Origin of the sequence: Paraburkholderia sp. MM5477-R1, assembly GCF_050436385.1 — a bacterium.
GTDB classification, from domain to species: domain Bacteria; phylum Pseudomonadota; class Gammaproteobacteria; order Burkholderiales; family Burkholderiaceae; genus Paraburkholderia; species Paraburkholderia tuberum.
In genome coordinates, this window is record NZ_JBNDMC010000005.1 from 189402 (window position 1) to 207602 (window position 18201).

General features: G+C 62.4%; 15 protein-coding genes and 1 pseudogene. 5 read left to right on the forward strand and 11 right to left on the reverse strand.

What is annotated here, in order from left to right; all coding sequences use genetic code 11:
• Window positions 1–36: 36 nt before the first annotated feature.
• A pseudogene (locus OKW35_RS13200) lies at window positions 37–506 on the reverse strand (ABC transporter ATP-binding protein); the annotation flags it as partial.
• 298 nt (window positions 507–804) lie between these two features.
• Here OKW35_RS13200 and OKW35_RS13205 point away from each other — a divergent pair.
• A complete protein-coding gene (locus OKW35_RS13205; protein ID WP_018422505.1) occupies window positions 805–1182 on the forward strand; it encodes a DUF3022 domain-containing protein in 378 nt (125 codons plus the stop codon).
• 112 nt (window positions 1183–1294) lie between these two features.
• On the opposite strand, the gene OKW35_RS13210 is transcribed toward OKW35_RS13205, so the two are convergent.
• The 7 genes from OKW35_RS13210 to OKW35_RS13240 all read right to left on the reverse strand — a co-directional run bounded on the left by OKW35_RS13210 (window position 1295) and on the right by OKW35_RS13240 (window position 8453).
• Window positions 1295–1549, reverse strand: coding sequence for a hypothetical protein (locus tag OKW35_RS13210; protein WP_260321441.1), 255 nt, complete (start codon window positions 1547–1549; stop codon window positions 1295–1297).
• A 183-nt stretch (window positions 1550–1732) separates the two neighbouring features.
• Window positions 1733–1999, reverse strand: a complete 267-nt coding sequence (locus OKW35_RS13215) for a hypothetical protein (RefSeq protein WP_187615616.1) — start codon at window positions 1997–1999, stop codon at window positions 1733–1735.
• A 303-nt stretch (window positions 2000–2302) separates the two neighbouring features.
• A complete protein-coding gene (phbB, locus tag OKW35_RS13220) occupies window positions 2303–3046 on the reverse strand; it encodes an acetoacetyl-CoA reductase (RefSeq protein ID WP_429552253.1) in 744 nt (247 codons plus the stop codon).
• Between the two features lie 1448 nt (window positions 3047–4494).
• Window positions 4495–5379 carry a phosphatidylinositol-specific phospholipase C gene (locus OKW35_RS13225; RefSeq protein WP_429552254.1) on the reverse strand — a complete coding sequence of 295 codons (885 nt, stop codon included), beginning with the start codon at window positions 5377–5379 and terminating at the stop codon, window positions 4495–4497.
• Window positions 5380–5435: 56 nt separating this feature from the next.
• Window positions 5436–6287 (reverse strand): carbohydrate ABC transporter permease, encoded by an 852-nt coding sequence (locus tag OKW35_RS13230; protein WP_184069600.1) that lies wholly within the window; start codon window positions 6285–6287, stop codon window positions 5436–5438.
• Complete coding sequence (locus OKW35_RS13235) at window positions 6287–7156, reverse strand: carbohydrate ABC transporter permease (RefSeq protein WP_090810929.1); 870 nt, start codon at window positions 7154–7156, stop codon at window positions 6287–6289. Before OKW35_RS13235 ends, OKW35_RS13230 begins: the two co-directional genes overlap by 1 nt.
• Window positions 7157–7196: 40 nt before the next feature.
• Window positions 7197–8453: an ABC transporter substrate-binding protein gene (locus OKW35_RS13240; RefSeq protein ID WP_429487550.1), complete on the reverse strand. Its 1257-nt coding sequence runs from the start codon at window positions 8451–8453 to the stop codon at window positions 7197–7199.
• A 569-nt stretch (window positions 8454–9022) separates the two neighbouring features.
• On the opposite strand from OKW35_RS13240, the gene OKW35_RS13245 reads away from it, so the two are divergent.
• The 4 genes from OKW35_RS13245 to OKW35_RS13260 all read left to right on the forward strand — a co-directional run bounded on the left by OKW35_RS13245 (window position 9023) and on the right by OKW35_RS13260 (window position 13725).
• Window positions 9023–10288, forward strand: coding sequence for an ABC transporter substrate-binding protein (locus OKW35_RS13245; RefSeq protein WP_429552778.1), 1266 nt, complete (start codon window positions 9023–9025; stop codon window positions 10286–10288).
• A gap of 91 nt (window positions 10289–10379) precedes the next feature.
• Window positions 10380–11255, forward strand: coding sequence for a branched-chain amino acid ABC transporter permease (locus OKW35_RS13250; RefSeq protein ID WP_184024029.1), 876 nt, complete (start codon window positions 10380–10382; stop codon window positions 11253–11255).
• Window positions 11256–11278: 23 nt separating this feature from the next.
• Window positions 11279–12205, forward strand: a complete 927-nt coding sequence (locus OKW35_RS13255) for a branched-chain amino acid ABC transporter permease (protein ID WP_187613388.1) — start codon at window positions 11279–11281, stop codon at window positions 12203–12205.
• Entirely contained in the window at window positions 12202–13725 is a 1524-nt protein-coding gene (locus tag OKW35_RS13260; protein WP_429552255.1) for an ATP-binding cassette domain-containing protein, read from the forward strand. Before OKW35_RS13255 ends, OKW35_RS13260 begins: the two co-directional genes overlap by 4 nt.
• 34 nt (window positions 13726–13759) lie before the next feature.
• Here OKW35_RS13260 and OKW35_RS13265 read toward each other — a convergent pair whose 3' ends face one another.
• From OKW35_RS13265 to OKW35_RS13275, 3 genes are all read right to left on the reverse strand, one after another.
• A complete protein-coding gene (locus OKW35_RS13265; protein WP_429552256.1) occupies window positions 13760–15307 on the reverse strand; it encodes a methyl-accepting chemotaxis protein in 1548 nt (515 codons plus the stop codon).
• A gap of 61 nt (window positions 15308–15368) precedes the next feature.
• Complete coding sequence (gene dctA, locus OKW35_RS13270; protein WP_429552257.1) at window positions 15369–16739, reverse strand: C4-dicarboxylate transporter DctA; 1371 nt, start codon at window positions 16737–16739, stop codon at window positions 15369–15371.
• 146 nt (window positions 16740–16885) lie between these two features.
• On the reverse strand, window positions 16886–18052 hold the full coding sequence (locus tag OKW35_RS13275) for a mandelate racemase/muconate lactonizing enzyme family protein (RefSeq protein WP_184068557.1): 1167 nt from the start codon (window positions 18050–18052) through the stop codon (window positions 16886–16888).
• Window positions 18053–18201 lie beyond the last annotated feature (149 nt).

Sequence of the window (18201 nt, forward strand, 5' to 3'; positions counted from 1 at the left end):
GCGGGAGAGTGCTCCGGCGTGCACGCTGGTTTTCCCGGCCAGCAAGGTATCGATCTTGTGATCCTGGGCCAGCAACTCGGCCGCCGTACTCGAATGAACGACCGAGCCGCGCTCGAGCACCACGGCGTTGTGCGTGATGCCCAGCGCCTTGCGCGCGTTCTGCTCGACCAGAATCACTGAGAGGCCTTCGCGGATGATCTCCGAGACAGGTCCTGCACGATAATCGGCGCGAGGCCCTCGAGCGGTTCGTCGAGCAGCAGCACCTTGGGATTGAGCATCAGCGCGCGGCCGATGGCCAACATCTGTTGCTCGCCGCCGGAGAGCTGGTTGCCCATATTGGCGCGGCGCTCCTGCAGGCGCGGGAACATCCGATAGATGCGAGCCAGATCCCACGGACCGGACACGGCGATCGCCGTCAGGTTCTCTTCGACCGTCAGCGACTTGAAGATATTGCGTTCCTGCGGCACCCAGCCGATGCCGGCCAGCGCGCGCTGGCACGGTCGTAGTCCGCGCTTTGCTTCACGAGCCGCGCGCCCACTTCGGGACGCGCCAGCGATTTCGACGGCTTCAGCCGAAGCACGCTGCCTCTTCATTGGGCGGCCAGCGGCAGCCGGACACAGTTCTTGCTCGCGTATTCATCGATTCATCAATTCGGCGGGGCCAGGCGCAAAGCCGGCACGCATAGTGCTGACACGCGAGCGCCGTCGTGCCAACTGGCGACTCGGGCGCAGCGTCGAGCGAACCCGCGGTCACGACGACGCCCGATGCCATGCAACCGGGCCTTCGACCACAGGAGGAGTTTCAATGAAAGACATCGATCTGAACCAGCGCGTCGAAGAAATCGAACTGGCTCTTTCCACACTATTCGAGTCGCCGAAGGCGCCCGCGATCAGCAGCTACGACGACGGCCGGACGTTCTTCATCCAGGCCTCCTGGGTCGTCGAGTCACATGGCGACACGACGCTGGATGCGCGATGCGTGCTCACACTCCACTTTTCGGATTCGCAGATTCAGCGTTACGCGCAGATGGACACGGCACAACGTATCCTCGTGCGCGAACGCCTCTGCCAAATGGTCCGCGATCGACTCCGAGCGGAAGGCGGTGAGTTGCCCTTGCGGGGAGAGTGCGCCGAAGACCTGCAGGTGGAGGATCGGCTGCTGGATGTCGACGATCAGCTCTGATCCATCGCGGACGGCGTACGTCCGCGGCTTGGCGATTGGCTGTCCGAGCCGGCAGCCGCCTGCCAATCGAGTTGCGCCCGAATCTCCACGATGTAGCGAGGTCGAAAAGTGACTAGCACGATTCTTCGCTCGGGACCGGGGGCGGGAGCGACTCGAGCAATTTCACGAGCCTTGCCTGCTGCTGCGGAGTCAGTCCTTGAGTAGCGCTCACCTGCTGAACACGCGCGCGCCAGTAGGTCCGGCTGAACAACGAATCCGCGCCATCGGAGGACAGGATCCGTTCGAGATGGGAAATCGCATCTCCAGCGGTCAGGGGTGTATAGGGGCTCTCCCTGTCCGGGGGCCCTTTCCTGATTGTTGTTTTCATCCACTTCTCTCAGGTGGTGACCGGCTGGGTCCGGTCGTATACGTCCGGCTTCAATTGGCCGGTTCGTGCCAAACAACCCATGCGGGGCGCGCGCGCCCGCCAGCTACCTGGCGGGCTAGGTAGCATGACGCGCGCGGGGTCGCGTGGCGACGCGACCCATTGCAAGCGGCACGGCCCCGGTGTTCAGCAAAGCTCCGCGGCGGCCACCCACGGCATCGTCTCGAACTGCCTGAGAACGGTGTGCAGCGATCCGGAGAGCCTGTCGGCAAACGCGATCGTCATGTCTTCGACGTCACGTTTACGGTTGCTCGTAATCCGTACCTCCTCGATGGCATCTGCGACCGGCATCAATACCTGCCACACTGCGGCGACCCGCATGCAGCCGCGCCTCGCACGAACCGTAATCTGATGGCCTGTGGCCTTTAGTTGTCCGGTGGTTTCCGGTGTCATTCTTCAGCCCTCTCGATGTATCTGATTTGTTATTGGCACGGACGATGCACCTACATTCGCCCGCGCGGTTGATGCCACCACTCATGATGATCCAGCTGTCGTAGCAGTCGTGCCCGTCTGCGCTCACGGCGATAGTGATCAATCACCATCAGCATTGCGATGCCGAGGGCCGAGCCCCCAATGATCAGGCCCATCCAGGTCTCACTCATGACACGTTCCTCTCATGGAAGCACAGGGGTGTTGCGTGAATGGTTCACGCCGCTTCGTCCGATGTTCCGGGGCGTACCGGCGCGGTGTGTCGCGTTACTGCATGTGCTGGCCACCGTTGATCGCGATATTGGAGCCGGTCACGAAGCCGGCATCGTCCGAGCAGAGATAGAGCACGAGCGCCGCGACTTCCTCGGGCTTGCCGAGACGGCCCATCGGGATATGCGGCAGGACCTTCGTATCGAGGATCTCCTGCGGAATCGCGGTGACCATCCTGGTGGCCAGGTAGCCCGGCGAAATCGTGTTGACGGTGACCCCTTTGCGCGCCACTTCCAGTGCTAGCGACTTGGTGAAGCCGTGCATGCCGGCCTTGGCCGCGGCGTAGTTGGTCTGGCCGACCGAGCCTTTTGAACCGTTGACGGACGAAATATTGACGATGCGCCCCCAGCCTCGTGCGACCATCTCTTCGCACAGCGGCTTGGTCATGTTGAAGACCGAATCGAGGTTCGTGCGAATGACCGCATCCCAGTTCACCTTGTCCATCTTCCTGAGGGTCATGTCCTGGGTGATCCCCGCGTTGTTGACCAGGATGTCGACCGGGCCGACCTCCGCCCGAATCTTGTCCGCGCAACGCTGGCATGAGTCGTAGTCGGCCACGTCGACCGGGTAAGCGCGGAAGCTCCGGCCCTGAGTTTCCATGCCGGCCAGCCATTTGTCCGCACCGGTGTTGTTCGGCGAGTGCGTGACTACCACCGCATACCCTGCGTCGTGCAGTTTCGTACTGATCGCTTCTCCCAGGCCGCCCATGCCGCCCGTTACTACTACGATTCGTTTCGTCATCCTTTCCATCCGTGATCGTAACGTCTGCGAGGATCGTGAATACCCAATGGCGGTCTCGCATACCCGCCATTGTTTTGCCACAATGCGCTGCCGCCTCCAGCGTCGAGGGAGGAACGGCTGCTGCATTGATTGAACTGCGCGGGTTTTTATAGGCTTGTGGTATTGCGCGAATGGAGCCGGGTGCGTCAGCTCGCGGCGATATGCCGCGCCGGCGCACTGCTCAACGATTCCAGATGCCCCGAATGGTGTTTCTCGCCTGCCGGTTCAGGCCGGCGAGTTTCTGTGCCCTTCAAACGCTTCGCCGGCGAGCGAAAGAAAAATCGACGCATTCGTTCGGCAGAATTTCAGCAAAACTTCGGACGAAAGGTCTCTCATTGCTTCTCCCTCGATTGATTTCGAACCCCGCTTGCCTCGGAGACGACATGCGCAATGAATATGCTGAATGTCGGTCGGAGAGGATTCTGGAGCAAAAGTGTTATAAGTAAGACTAAATAAACACCACAAAACCAGTTCGGCCCGGATCGCACTTCTGATCGTCGGTATTCAACAGTCGAATGACGACACGGTGTCCATAATCGGGTCGCGGCCGATCGGTTGCCATAACCCTCGTCAATCCTGCCGTGCCACTGACCGGATGCTTCGCCCTCTACTTCAACTGTCATGAAATGACATAACAATTGATTTTAGAAGGTTAATTCTAACTTCGAAATGTTAAATTTTTGAGAAGAAGGGGCTAGGTGAATACCCTATCCAGAAAGGTCGGCTGTCAGGGGTGTAGTCGCGCTAAGTCGACGTTTGAACGTCCGAACGAGGGACTCGAATGGCCAGCGATGATGAGTGCGCTCTCCGATTGCTTCGCAGAGCACCCCAACAATGTCACGAAAATGACCGAAATGACAGGACACTGCAGTGAGCACCACCGGATGCATCATTGCATGTTATGCAAGAAAATGACAATTCAGTCGACCCTGTCAGACACTTCTGCCTGGGCCCGGCCGGCTCGCTGCGCGAGGGGGCGGCTGCCCAGGCAGCGTCGCTCGTCCGCGGCGCGTGCTGTAGAGAATGGCGAACGCTGCGGCGCGGCACGCATAGCGAATGCGTGTCGGCAGCGTTGAACGGGGCCGGATTTCGAAGGGCAACGCAGGCGCACATGGAACACCGTTCGCACGCGAGCGTAAGATGGAAGCGATTGATCGATGAGTTTCAAGGGGGCGCCATGAAGGCGGTGTGCCCGCTGCACGGGCCAACGACCATCGTCGGCACGAACGCGTATGGGTTTCCGATCTATGCGTGTTGCCGCGACGACGTTCCGTATGTCACGCCGCCGGACGCCTGTACGCGTGAACCGGCGCAACGCGGACAAGAATCGAAGCCGCCACCGCGGCAGCCTCAGGCAAACAAGGAACCACGCTGACGTTCGCGGGCAACGTCATACCCGCAGCGAAACCTTATCGGCTCCAGTTGCAGTCGATCAACGCATCAACGAGGCGCCAGTCCTGCCAGTCGCAAAAGTCGAGCATCAGCGTGCCGCATGGTTCCGGACGAGCCGCGAGTCGCTCCGCAAGTTGCTCGTGAATGCCGCGATGCCGTGTATCTCCACACGCCACGACGACCGGCGCCGCCGCCATCCCCGTGCCGCTGCAAAAGTTGATGACCCACCGCTCGCCGCACAGAGCGGGGGCGAGGTTCAACAGTGAATCGATAGCGCGCCATTTGTAAGCGATCGATGTCGGCACCGGCACGCGAAACTCGTCCTGAATGGTGAATGGCGCCGGCACGACGTCGATATCGAACGTCGCGTTCTCGGGCCAGACTGTCAGGTCGATGCCGAGCGGCTCTTCACTCGCGAAGCGCCGCAGTAGCACGATGCTCCCGCGTACCGCCTCCAGCAGCGGCCGCCCGGAAGCAAGGTGCCAGCGCACATCCGCATGTTTTTCCACATACCATTCGAAGGTCGCGGCAAATGCGCGGGCGCAGTCGCGCGCGGGCCATTCGTCCTTGACGGACATGACGATACATTCGCCGCGGTGAAGCGCGAGAAACTGAGCGCATGTCCGCACCACATCGTCGAAAGTCAGGCCCAGCGAGATGCCGCCGTGATGAATCGCGAAGCGATCACGCACATGGCGGCAGCGGATGTCGAGGACCCGCACGCCATGGTGCAACTGATCGTCGAGCGTGGCATGCTGCGTGCGCGCGAGCCGGTCATCGATCGTGTAGGCGCAGGTGTCGTGGCTGCCCGGCAAGGTCAGTGCGGACAGCAAGCGGCTGCCATCGATGGCCGACATCCAGTCAGCCGGCGAAACGGTGTGATCAGTCAGGGCAGGGCGCAAGAAAACCTCTGGATAAGCAAAGCGTCTGCTGCAGCGGCGGCGTGAAGTCGGAGCCCCTACTTCAACCCGCCCGAAAAGCCCTGCAGCAGATAGCGCTGCACATAGCCCGCGAGCAGAAGCGTCGGCACCGACGAAATCAGCCCCGCGCTCATCAGTTCACCCCAGTCGATGCCGTTCTCGGTCACATAACCCGCCATGGCGAGCGGCAGCGTGAAATGACTCGGCGACGAGACGAACAACAGCGCCAGCAGAAACTCGTTCCACGCGATGATGAACACGAAGATGGCGGTGGCAACGAGACCTGGCGCGCACAGCGGCACGACGATGAAGACGATGCGCTGCGCGAGGTTCGCGCCGTCGAGCGCCGCGGCCTCCTCGAATTCGATCGGCACGTCGCGCACGAACGGCAGCAACATCCAGATCGCCATCGGCAGCGCGTACAGCTGATAGGCGAGTATCAGCCCAAACAGCGAATCGAGCAGATGGAGCCACTTGGCCAGCGAAAACAGCGGTACGGCCACCGTAATCGGCGGCATCAGCTTCAGTGCCAGCACGAGCAGCAGGAACAGCAGATCGAGGCGCGCGGGAAATGCAAGCCGCGCGAGGGCATAAGCGGCCGGAAAAGCCAGCGCGAGCGCGAGCAACGTGGCGCCTGGCGCGACCCACACGGAGTTCAGCACCGACTGGGCCATGCCGCTTTCCCACACCGCCGCGAAATGCTCGAACGTGGGCGCCGAAGGCCACAACGCGAGCGGATGGGCGAGGCGTTCCAGCGTCGGCGTGAAGGCCGCGCCAGCCATCCAGATGCACGGCAGCAGCAACACCGCCAGCGCAGCGATCCGCAACAGCCCTCGCACCGCGGCAGCGGACGAGCGTCGCGCGAAACCCTGCAAGCGTGCGAGAGGCATCAACGGTCGCGCTTGACGGCCGATTTCCATATGTATCCCGAGACCAGCACCGCGCACGTGAGCAGCATCAGTACCGAAGCCGCGCTGGCGGGTCCTACGTTGAAGAACCGGAAACCCGTGTCGTAGATGTACGTCGACAGCGTTTGCGTGGCATTGCCCGGACCGCCGCCCGTCAATGCGTACACCTTGTCGAACAGCTTGAAGGTGTCGATCGAGCGCAGCAGCATCGCGAGGGCGACGTGGGGTGCAACGAGCGGCAGCGTGATGTATCGCAGGCACTGCCATTCGTTCGCGCCGTCGATGCGGGCCGCCTCGGCGATTTCCGGCGGAATCGACTGCAGCCCCGCGAGAATGATCAGGAATGCCATCGGCGTCCATTGCCAGACATCGACCAACATCAGCGACCAGAGCGCGAGGTGCGGATCGGATAACCAGGGCACCGCCGGCAGACCTGCCGCCGTGAGCAGCGCATTCAGGAAGCCGCGGTAATTGAGCCAATTGCGCCAGATGGCGGAGCACACGAGCGTGGAGAGCATCATCGGCAGCACGGCGAGCGGCAAGGCGATGCGCCGGCCCGGAAACGCGCGCACGAACAGCAGCGCGAGCGCGAGGCCGAACAGGACTTCAGCGAGCGAGGCCACGCTCATGAACTGGATCGTATTGACGAAACTCGTGCCGAACTCGCCGTCCGCAATGACCGATCGATAGTTGGCGAGCCCGATGAACGAGCGATGCCCCGACGCGTAATTCACCGAGAAAAACGAATCGATCAGCACGCGCGCCATCGGGTAGAGCGCCAGCACGCCGAGCACGAGCGCGGCTGGGCTCATCAGGACGATCAGCGGCAGATAACGTCGCAACCCGCTCATCGACTCTCTCCCACGCTTGTCTGCGCTGTCACCGCCGCTTTCACTGCAATGCGGCGTTGGCCTGGGCGATCTTCTGCGCCGCCTGATGCAAGGCTGCGTCGGGCGCGGCCTGCCCCGTCAGCGCGAGTTGCAACGCGTCGCCGAGAATCGCCTCGATCTGCTGCCAGTCTTTCACGCGAGGCCGCGCACGGCCCGCTTCGAGCGCCTTCAGCTGGTCCGGGTACCAGCGATACTGCTTGACGAGCGTCGGATTGACGAAGACGCTCTTGCGCGTCGGCGGAATGCCGAGCACGGCCAGTTGTGTTTGCGTGGCCGACGAAGTCAGATAGGCGAGGAAATCCGCCGCCACTTTCGCATGTGCCGCATCTTTCGCAATACCCATTTGCCAGATGCCGAGCATCGGCGCCGGCCCTTTGACCTGACCGGGCGGCGGTTGCAGCGCGACCTGGCCGACGACGCGCGACTTCGCCGGATCGTCGAGCGCGGGCAGCCAGGCGGGCCACACTTCGATGGCCTGCGCGGCCGTGCCGCCTTGCAGGGCGTCTCGCACTTCACCGGCGCCATATACGTCGACGTCCTTCGGCGCCCACTTCTTCAGGGCGAGCAGCATCTTCAGCGCGGCCAGCGCTTCGGGCGAATCGATCGTGACCTTGCCGTTGGTGTCGACGACATCTCCGCCATAGGCCCAAAGGATCGGCAGAAAACCGGTGACGACAGGGTTACCCTTCACGCCGCGAAACACGACACCCGAGACGTCCTTGTCGGCTGTGCCGATGGTCTGCGCGATCTTCAGCACGTCGTCCCAACTGCGCGGCGGCTGCAGGCCGCGACTCGCGAGCAGATCCTTGCGATAAGCGAACATCTCGACATTGCCGACGATCGGCATCGCGTACAAGGTTCCCGTCGACGTGCGTCCGAGGGAGATCGTGGACGTCACCATGTCGGCATCCGCGAGCGTGGCGGGCAGCGGCTGAAGCCATCCGTTGGCGATGAATTCGGGGGACCAGGTGTCGTCCATCATCACCAGGTCATAGGCGCGCGTGTTTTCGCGTAATGACAGCTTCAGTTTCTGATACAGGTCGTTGTTCGGCAGCTTCAGCAACTCGATATCGACGCCCGGGTGCTGTTTCTTGTAGCCGTCCACCGCCTGCGCGAGTCCGCGGCCGTAGATGTCGTCCCGGCCCGCGATCACGAGATCCGCGGCATGGGCACCAAGGGCGGCGATGGACAGGCAAGCCGCGACGCAAGCCGCGCGCAGGCAGGCGAACAGGGTCGTCCGCTGGATCATTGAAGCCATGGCTCTTGAATTCCTCCAGGGGAAAGGCGTATGCGTACGATGAGTCCAGAGCAACCCACCCCGCTTTTTTTTGATCGCGCGCAGCGTTGCGAAAAATAGATGCCAGATGCGGCAGCGGGAATTGCAGCAACCTAGCATGACGTACATGTGTCAGCAAGCAAGGTTGCCGGGTAGTGTTCGGACCCGCACGCAGGCACGCTTGCCGCGTGGTCCGTTTCCGCGCCGCGACCGCCCTCGGCTGATCATGGCGCGGGTTGGTCCATTGAACCGCCGCACCAACCCCGCAAAGCGATGCGGCCACAATGCTTCGGATCACGAATGAGCGAGAGGATGAAGGCCGCTAATCTCGCGGTCCATAGCCATCGCTCTCACCATGGACAAACCGCGTCCGGTAGCGCGGGCGGCAAAATTTTTTCCGCTCTGCACCATGAAATCCGTAGGGACCCGGTCATCGTTTGTACCGATTGAGCGCCGCGAGTCCCGTGAATATTGTTGTGTGCGCATTCTTCAAATGCTGCGATGTGGCGGGCAAATGTTGCTCAACGATCCTTTCGAATCGGAGATGCATGATGTCCAGTAACAGTGTGTGGCGAAACTTTCATTGCGTCGTCGCGACGGGGATGGTAGCGGCGGGCCTGGGTCTGCCGGCAGGCGCCCATGCGGCGGCAGAGCCGATCAAGATCGGCGTGATCAGCGAAGAATCCTCGGTGGCGGGCGCTTCGATCAGCAAGGCGGCGCAACTCGCCGCGGACCAGATCAACGCCAGCGGTGGCGTCGATGGCCGGCCCATCCAGATCGTCGCGTACGACGACCATTCATCGGCTTCGGACGGCGTGCGCGCCTTCCAGCGCGCGGCGACTCAGGACAAGGTAGTCGCTGTGATCGGCAGCTACATCAGCGAAGTGGCGCTCGCGATGGAGCCGTGGTCGGGACGCCTGAAGATGCCCTTCATTACTCCCGGCGCGGCTAGCAACGACATCTCGAAGCACGTTCACGACGACTACGACCACTACAAGTACACGTTCCACGGCTGGATGACGTCGGCGTTCATCGCACAGTCCATCTGCGACTTCTCACACGACGTTCTGGTCGGCCAGTTCAAGATGAAAACGACGGTCGTCATGAGCGAGGACGCGGCGTGGACCAAGCCGCTCGACGAACGCTACCTCGAATGCCTGCCCAAAGCGGGACTTCAGGTGCTCGATCACATCCGCTTCAATCCTGACACTTCCGACTTCACGCCGATCTTCAACCAGATCGAGGCGAAGCACCCCGATACGATCACCACCGGCATCAGCCACGTTGGCGTGCAGCCGACCGTGCAATGGCACGACCAGCAGGTGCCGATCCCGATGTCGGGCCAAAGCTCGCAGGCCACGACCACGAGCTTCTGGAAGGACACGAACGGCGCGACGGAAGGCGTGATCACGGCCTCGGCCGCGGCGCCGGGCGTGGCGATCACGCCGAAAACGGTACCTTTTACGGATGAGTATCAGAAGAAGTTCGGCGTTTCTCCGGCGTATTGCGGCTTCACGAGCTACGACCTCGTCTACATCCTCGCGGACGCGATCAAGCGCAACAAGGGCTCGACCGATCCGGACCAGATGGTCGACGCACTCGAGAAAACCGACTACGTGGGCACGATCGGACGCTGGCAGTTCTACGGCAAGAGCGATCAGTTCACGCACGCGCTGAAGTACGGGCCCGGCTATATCACGGGCATCGACCTGCAATGGCAAAACGGCAAGCAGGTTGCGATCTGGCCCAAGTCGATTGCCAACGGCGTGGTCAAATTCCCGACCTTCATGAAGGTGCAGCAGGCAAGCGCGAACTAGCAGCGCGACGATCGCGACTGTCCGGACCCGCGCGTAGCGAAGGCCCGGACACCGCACGCATCGACACCTTAACCAACATGAAAGGCCGGGCATGTTGCTACTGCAGATTCTCGTCGACGGCTTTGCGATCAGTTCCCTCTACGCGCTGGGCGCGATCGGTTTCACGTTGATCTTCGGCGTCTCCGGCATCTTGAATCTCGCGCACGGCGGCGTGATGCTGGTCGCGGCGCTGATGGGCTGGATGCTCGCGGGCGAGGCGGGACTTGGCACCTATCTCGGCACGCTGCTCGGCGTGTTGGCGGGTCTCGTGACGGCCTTCGTCACCTACCTGATGGTGGTGCGGCCCATTCAACGCTCGGCCGCGATTCCCGGCGAAGAGAAGGAAATCTTCGTGCTCACCGGCACGCTGCTGTGGGGCATCATGATCCAGCAGGGCATGGCGTGGCTCTTCACCGACAACCCGGTGACGATGCGCCCGCTGATCAGCGGTGTGGCGATGGTCGGCAGCGTGCGCGTGCCGTTCAACGAAATCATGATCGCGGTGGTCTGCTGGGCCGTGATCGGCATGTTGTGGCTGTTCGTGAACCGCACGCGCGCAGGCAAGGCGCTGCTCGCGGCTTCGATGAACCCTCGTGGTCTCACGCTGCTCGGTTTCGAACTCTCCCGAATCTATCTTCTCGCGTGGAGCATCTATGGGGTGCTGGCCGGTATCGCGGGCGTGCTGCTCGCTTCGTTCCTCGGCGTGAGCACCAACAATGCGGGGCAGCTCACGGCCAGCGCATTCTCCATTGTGGTGCTGGGCGGGCTCGGCAGCGTGTCCGGTTCGCTGATGGCCGCGTATGTCGTCGGTTATCTGGAAACCATTACGGCCTATCTGATCGCGCCGACCCTGCGGCCGCTGCCCGCGTTGCTGCTGCTGGTGCTCGTGGTGTATGTAAGACCCCAGGGCTTCCTGGGACGCCGCTAACAGTGCGAATGGAGCGTACCCCCATGTCCGTTCTTCTCCGTTCGCGTGGCGCATGGATCGCCGTTGCGCTCGTCGCGATGGCGGCGACGTTGCCGTGGTGGCTTTCGGGCTACATCCTCGGCGTGCTCACGGTTGCGTATTACTTCGGCGTGTTCGCCATGTCGTGGGACCTGTTGTTCGGCTTTGCCGGCGAGGTCAACTTCGGGCCGACGTTCCTGATCGGACTCGGTGCCTATTCGGCCGCGATCCTCGACGCCAGATGGGGTCTGCCCATACCCGTTTGCGTGCTCGCTGGCGGCGGCGTCGCGCTGGTGGGCGGCCTGCTGCTGGCGGTGCCCGCGCTGCGGTTGCGCGGTCCTTACTTCGGGCTGGTTACGCTCGTGGCCGTGCTGCTGCTGCAGAACGCCATCGTGATCTTTGCGGGCATAACTGGCGGCGAGATCGGCATGATGGTGCCGGACGTTATGTCGGTCGATGCCAACCATAACTACTGGATCGCGCTCGCGTTCCTGATCGTTTGCGCCGTCCTGCTGTTCGGCCTGTCGCGTTCGGCAGTCGGTCTGATCCTGCAGGCAAGCGGCCAGGACGCGACCGGCGCGCAGGCGCTGGGTTTCAATGTCACGCGACACAAGCTCGTGGCCTTTTGCATCAGCGCCGTTTTCTCCGGCGTGGCCGGCGCGATGCTGGTGTTCTACCAGGGCACGGCCTCCGTGAGCACGGTGGTGGATCTCAGCGTGGGAGTACAGATCATCATCGCGGCCGTGCTCGGCGGACGCCGCACGATACTCGGCGCGGTGCTCGGCTCGATCTTCCTGATCGTCGCCGGCGAGTTTCTGCGCCCGCTCGGCCAGCTCAACACATTCGTCGTCGCGGCGGTCGCACTGGCGGCGCTGCTGTTTTTTCCAGACGGTCTGCTCGGCAATCTGCTGCGTGCGAGGGAGCGCCAATGAGCGACACGCCGCTGCTCTCCGTACGCGGACTGACCAAGCGCTTCGGCGGTCTCGTCGCCGTGAAGGATATCGGCTTCGACATCCGGCCCGGCGAGATTCTTGGCCTGATCGGACCAAACGGCTCGGGCAAGTCGACCGTCATGAAGCTGATCATGGGCATCGAGCGGCCCAACGCGGGGTCGGTCAAGGTGAATGGCGTGGAGATGGCCGGCTGGGCGCCGCACCGGATCGCGCGCGCGGGCGTGGGCATCGTGTTTCAGCATTCGCGGCCGCTCCATCGGCAGACGGTGCTGGAACACATCAAGCTCGCGCTGCTTCCTGATTCGCTCGTCAAGCTGGCCGCCGAACCGCACGTGCACCAGCGCGCGCAGGAAATTGCCTCGCGTGTGGGCCTTGCCGCCGTCATGCATCGGCATCCCGCGACACTGCCATTTGCGGATCTGCGCCGCATGGAGATGGCCAAAGCGATCGCGCGCGACCCGCAGGTCGTGCTGGTGGACGAGCCGTTCGCGGGACTGACGGTGGCGGAATCGGAGGCGTTTTCCGAGCTGATTCGCGGCTTTCGCGCCGAAGGCCGCGCGGTGCTGCTGGTCGATCACAACGTCAAAAGTCTGTCCGCGCTCGCCGACCGCGTGCTCGCGATGTACCTTGGCGAGCATGTCGCCGAGGGCACCGCCGAACAAGTGATGCAGAACGAGACAGTGCGCCGGGTCTATCTGGGCAGCAAGCTGGAGTTGCGCCAGCGCACCGGAGCCGCGGGCATTGCCAGGCCCACGATTCTCGAGGTGACCGGTGTGCGTGTGCTTTACGACAAGGCGTGCGCACTCGACGACGTCAGTCTGCAGGTGCGCGAGGGCGAGTTCGTATCGGTTGTCGGTCTGAACGGCGCGGGCAAGACGACGCTTTTCAACGCGCTCTCGGGCCTCGTGCCGTACAAGGGGACGATTCGCTTCGACGGGCACGATCTGCGCGGCAGCAGCGGTGCCGCGATCTCGCGCGCCGGCCTCGTGCAATGCCCGGAAACGCGCGAGCTATTCGGCGACATGACGGTACGCGAGAATCTCGAACTCGGCGGATATCATCTCGCCGATACGGTGCGCGTCAAACAGCTGTCGTGGCTGTTCGATCTCTTTCCGATCCTCAAATCGCGCCAGGGCCAAACCGCGCGCACGCTTTCCGGCGGCGAGCAGCAAATGCTCGCGATCGCGCGCGCGCTGATGACCCAGCCGAAGCTGCTGATTCTCGACGAACCGACACTGGGGCTCGCGCCCGTGATTCTCGAGCAATTGTCGAAAGCGCTGGATTCGCTGCAAAAGTCCACGCCCATTACCGTACTGCTGGGCGAGCAGAACGTCAGGTTTGCGCTGCCGCATGCGGACCGTGTCTACGTGCTCGAACATGCACGCATCATCTGGGAGGGCAGCGCTTCGCGCTTCGAGGCTGAGATGGGGCGCGGCTTTCTCGAGGCAGCGCCTACCGGTGAGCCCGACGCCACGACCTCCGGCGACGCGCGCAGCTAAGGCCCGCAGCGGCAGGCGAGCCCATAGCGCCGCATCAGGACAGGGACGCAAAGCGAAATCGACCCGCCGCCTTCGTCAACAGACCGGTCTGCTCGGTCAGCGACGCGGCCGCGGCGGCTGCCTGCTCGACCAGCGCGGCATTTTGCTGCGACATCTGGTCCATCTGCGTAATCGCCCGATTGACTTCCTCGATGCCATCGCTCTGTTCGGCCGAGGCCGTCGCGATGTCGCTCATGATCGACGTGACGCGGCTGACGGCCGTCTGTACTTCGCCCATGGTCTCACCGGCCCGACCGACCAGGCGCGAACCGTCCGCGACGCGGGCTGTCGACGCGTCGATGAGCTCCTTGATTTCCTTCGCCGCTGTCGCTGAGCGCTGGGCGAGATTGCGCACCTCGCCAGCGACGACGGCAAAGCCACGTCCTTCCTCTCCGGCGCGAGCAGCCTCGACAGCCGCATTCAACGCAAGGATGTTGGTTTGAAAGGCGATGCCTTCGATCACGCCAATGATCTCGCCCATCCTCTTCGCACCGTCGTGAATGTCGGTCATCGCGGCGATGACCTGACGCACCACGTCCGCACCCGCACCGGCCGTCGTCTTCGTCGCGTCGGCCAGCTCGCGCGCTTCACGCGCGTGCGCGGCGTTCTCCGTGACGGCATTGGTGAGTTGCTCCATGCTCGCCGCCGTTTCCTCGATGGACGCCGCCTGCGTCTCGGTGCGCGCCGACAGGTCCGCGTTGCCGGCCGAGATCTGCTGGGTCGCGGATGCGATCGACTCGCTGCCGCGCGCGATCTGTTCGATCATCGTGCCGATGTCCTTCTGCATCTGCCCGACGCTTCTGACGAGGCGACCCATTTCGTCATCACTGTCGAAGCGCAATTGCTGCGACATGTCACCCTGAGCGAGTCGCTCGACATGGCGCACCGTCATATCGATCGGGCGCGCGATTGCGCGAAGCAGCGTGAAACCGCAGGTGACGCAGGTCAGAAGACCGACGGCGATCGCGATTCCGGTAATTGTCACGAGGGTGTCATAGCGGTCCTGTGCCGTCTTGTAACGCACATTACCCTGCTCGTTGCGAAACTTGTCCAGATTCGCGGTTTTCTGCGTGAGAGCCGCCGACAGCGGTGGCATCACGACCATCGCATCGTGGTCGGCGGCTTCATGGTCGCCACGGCTCATCGCGTCCATCATCGGTTCGAGTGCGCCATGCAGCATCGCTTCCCGGGCGTCGGCCACGGCCTTCGACAAGGCCGCCTCGGCCTCGGAAACGGGCAGTGCGCGGTACTCTTTCCAGGCCTTGTCGGAGACCGCAAGATAGTTGCGGGCCTTATCGATGAGCGCGGCTCTGTCCGCTGCTTCCGGGTGCAGCAGCACGCGGTCGAGCGTGGTACGCACTACCGTCAGGTTCAGGTTGGACTTGCCGAGCGCGGTTGCGGCAGCCACGTCGTTCGTGTACGCCTGCGCAACGGCATGGTTTGAACCACGCATGCCGGCGATCCCCAGCACGCCGGTCACGGTCAGCAGGAACCCGAGCAAGGCGAGTGTGGCGAGAAGACGGAACTTGATGGTCAGTTTCATGCTGAATGCGGTGGAGTGAGGTGTCTCTGCATTAACGGCACCCACCCGGAAAAGTTCAGTTCTATTGATGATTCGGCGAGCCGTCGAGAAGCGCGGCGGCTTCGGTCGTCGGTGCCGGCGGGATCGCCGGTTGCGCGGCAGGACCAGGTGTGTGGAAGTGAGGCGTATTGTCGCGATCCAGCACCGCGCGCGCCAGGTTCCTGTCGAGTTGCCCCTCCCAGCGAGCGACGACGACGGTGGCAACGCCATTGCCGATCAGGTTCGTGACTGCGCGCGCCTCGTTGAGAAAGCGGTCCACGCCGAGCAGCAGCACGAGGCCTCCCACGGGAATCTTGTGCATCGAGGCGAGCGTCGCGGCCAGTGCGACGAATCCCGCCCCGGCCACCCCCGCAGAGCCCTTCGACGTGAGCAGCAGTACGCCGAGCACGAGCAACTGGTCCCAGATGCTCAGGTGGACGTTCATCGCCTGGGCGATGAACAAGGCCGCCATCGTCAGATAGATCGCCGTTCCGTCGGCATTGAACGTGTAGCCGGTGGGCAAGACCATGCCGACCACCGGGCGAGCGCAGCCCATCGCCTCCATCTTGATCAGCATCTGCGGCAACACCGCTTCCGTCGACGCCGTGCCGAGCGTAATCAGAATCTCGTCCCTGATGTAGCGGAGAAACTTCCACAGCGATAGCCCGCACATTTTCATGACGAGGCCGAGCACGACGAACACGAAGAAGAACGAAGTCAGATACAGACAAAGCATCAACTCGCCGAACGATGCCAACGTGCCGATGCCGTATTTACCGATGGTGAAGGCCATGCCCCCGAACGCGCCGATCGGAGCAACGGACATGACGATTCGCACGACGCCGAACATTCCTTGAAGGAACATGTCGAGCATGTCGACGAATGGCGCGGCACGAGGTCCGAGCTTTGCCAGCGAGATGGCGAGCAGGACTGAAAAGAAAATGATGGGAAGCATCTCGCCTTTGGCGAATGCCCCGACGATGCTATTCGGAACGATGCTCATGAAGAAGTCGAGCATGCCGTGTTGCTGCGCCGCGTGCGTGTAGGTCGAAATCGCAGCGGCATCGATCTGCGAGGGATCGATGTTCATTCCGCTGCCGGGTTTGATGACATTGACGACCACCATTCCCGCTATGAGCGCAATGGTCGACGCCAGTTCGAAATACAGGAGGGCTTTCACGCCAACCCGGCCCGCTTGATGAAGGTCGTTCATGCGCGCAATCCCGACCACGACCGATGCAAAGATGATCGGTGCAAGCAGCATCCGGATCAGCTTGATGAACAGGTCGCCCAGCGGTTTCATCTGCGAGGCGAGCTCGGGGTAGAAGTGGCCGAGCAGGACACCGGCCACGATCCCGATGAGGACCTGAACGTACAGCTTGGAAAGTGCTCTTGTTACTTTCGATACTGGCATGTCTGTCTCCTGTGCACGGCGTCTTCAAAGGGAAAATGCGGCCCTCCCACGCGGTAGCGTGGAAAGGCCGCATTGAGCCGGCTTCGTTCCGTCTTTGTATGAACCATTCAACCGGGAATGTTGGTCGGTGCCGTTGCGCGCGCGCGTTATTCAGCCAACTTGCGCATCTCGGCGATGAGGTCGGATTTGCCTTCGAAGCCGATGCCGGGCAGCTCCGGCATCGTGATGTATCCGTTATCGACACGAACGCCGTCGGGGAAGCCGCCGTATGGCTGGAACAGGTCCGGGTACGATTCGTTGCCGCCAAGTCCGAGGCCCGCCGCGATGTTCAGCGACATCTGGTGCCCGCCGTGGGGAATACAACGGCTGCGCGACCAGCCATGCTGATGCAGCATGTCGAGCGTTCGCAGATATTCAACGAGGCCGTAGCTCAACGCGCAATCGAATTGCAGCCAGTCGCGATCGGGACGCATGCCGCCGTAGCGGATCAGGTTGCGAGCATCCTGCATCGAGAACAGGTTTTCGCCAGTTGCCATCGGCTTGTCATAGTAGTTGCGCAGCGTCGCCTGCAACTCGAAGTCGAGCGGGTCGCCCGCCTCTTCGTACCAGAACAGGTCGTACTGCGACAGGGCCTTCGCATACCTGATCGCCGTATCGAGGTCGAAGCGGCCATTGGCATCGACCGCGAGCTTCTGGCCGTCCTGCAGCACGCTGAGGATCGAGTCGATGCGTCGCAGGTCTTCGTCGAGCGAGGCACCGCCGATTTTCTTCTTCACGACCGTGTAGCCCCGGTCGATGTAGCTGCGCATCTCATCCTTGAGCTTTTCGTGGTCCTGGCCCGGATAGTAGTAGCCGCCCGCCGCATAGACGAAGATCTTGCGGTTGGCCTCGCCATTGCCGTACCGTTGCGCGAGGAGCTGAAACAGCGGTTTGCCCGCGATTTTCGCCACCGCGTCCCAGACGGCCATGTCGATCGTGCCGATGGCGACGGACCGCTCACCGTGGCCACCGGGCTTCTCGTTGATGAACATCGTCGCCCAGATCTTGTGGGGGTCGAGGTTGTCGCCGGAGTCGTCGACCAGCGAGGCAGGGGCGGCCTCGAGCAGGCGCGGGATGAAGCGCTCGCGCATCAGCTTGCCCTGGCCGTAACGGCCGTTCGAGTTGAAGCCGTAGCCGATCACCGGCTTGCCGTCGCGAATGACGTCCGTGACGACCGCGACGAGACTCAAGGTCATTTTGCTGAAGTCGATATAGGCGTTCCGGATCGGGGAACTGATCGGAACGGTTTTTTCGCGGATTTCAACGATTCTCACGCCACTGTCTCCAGAGATTTGAACAGTTATTGAGCCACACCGGCTTCAATGTGGTGCTTAGCTTAGCCGCGAAAGAGCTTGCTAGAATTCACTTACGTTCACTACATATTTCACCAAAAGTGAGTACTGCCCCCGCATCCGACTTTGAG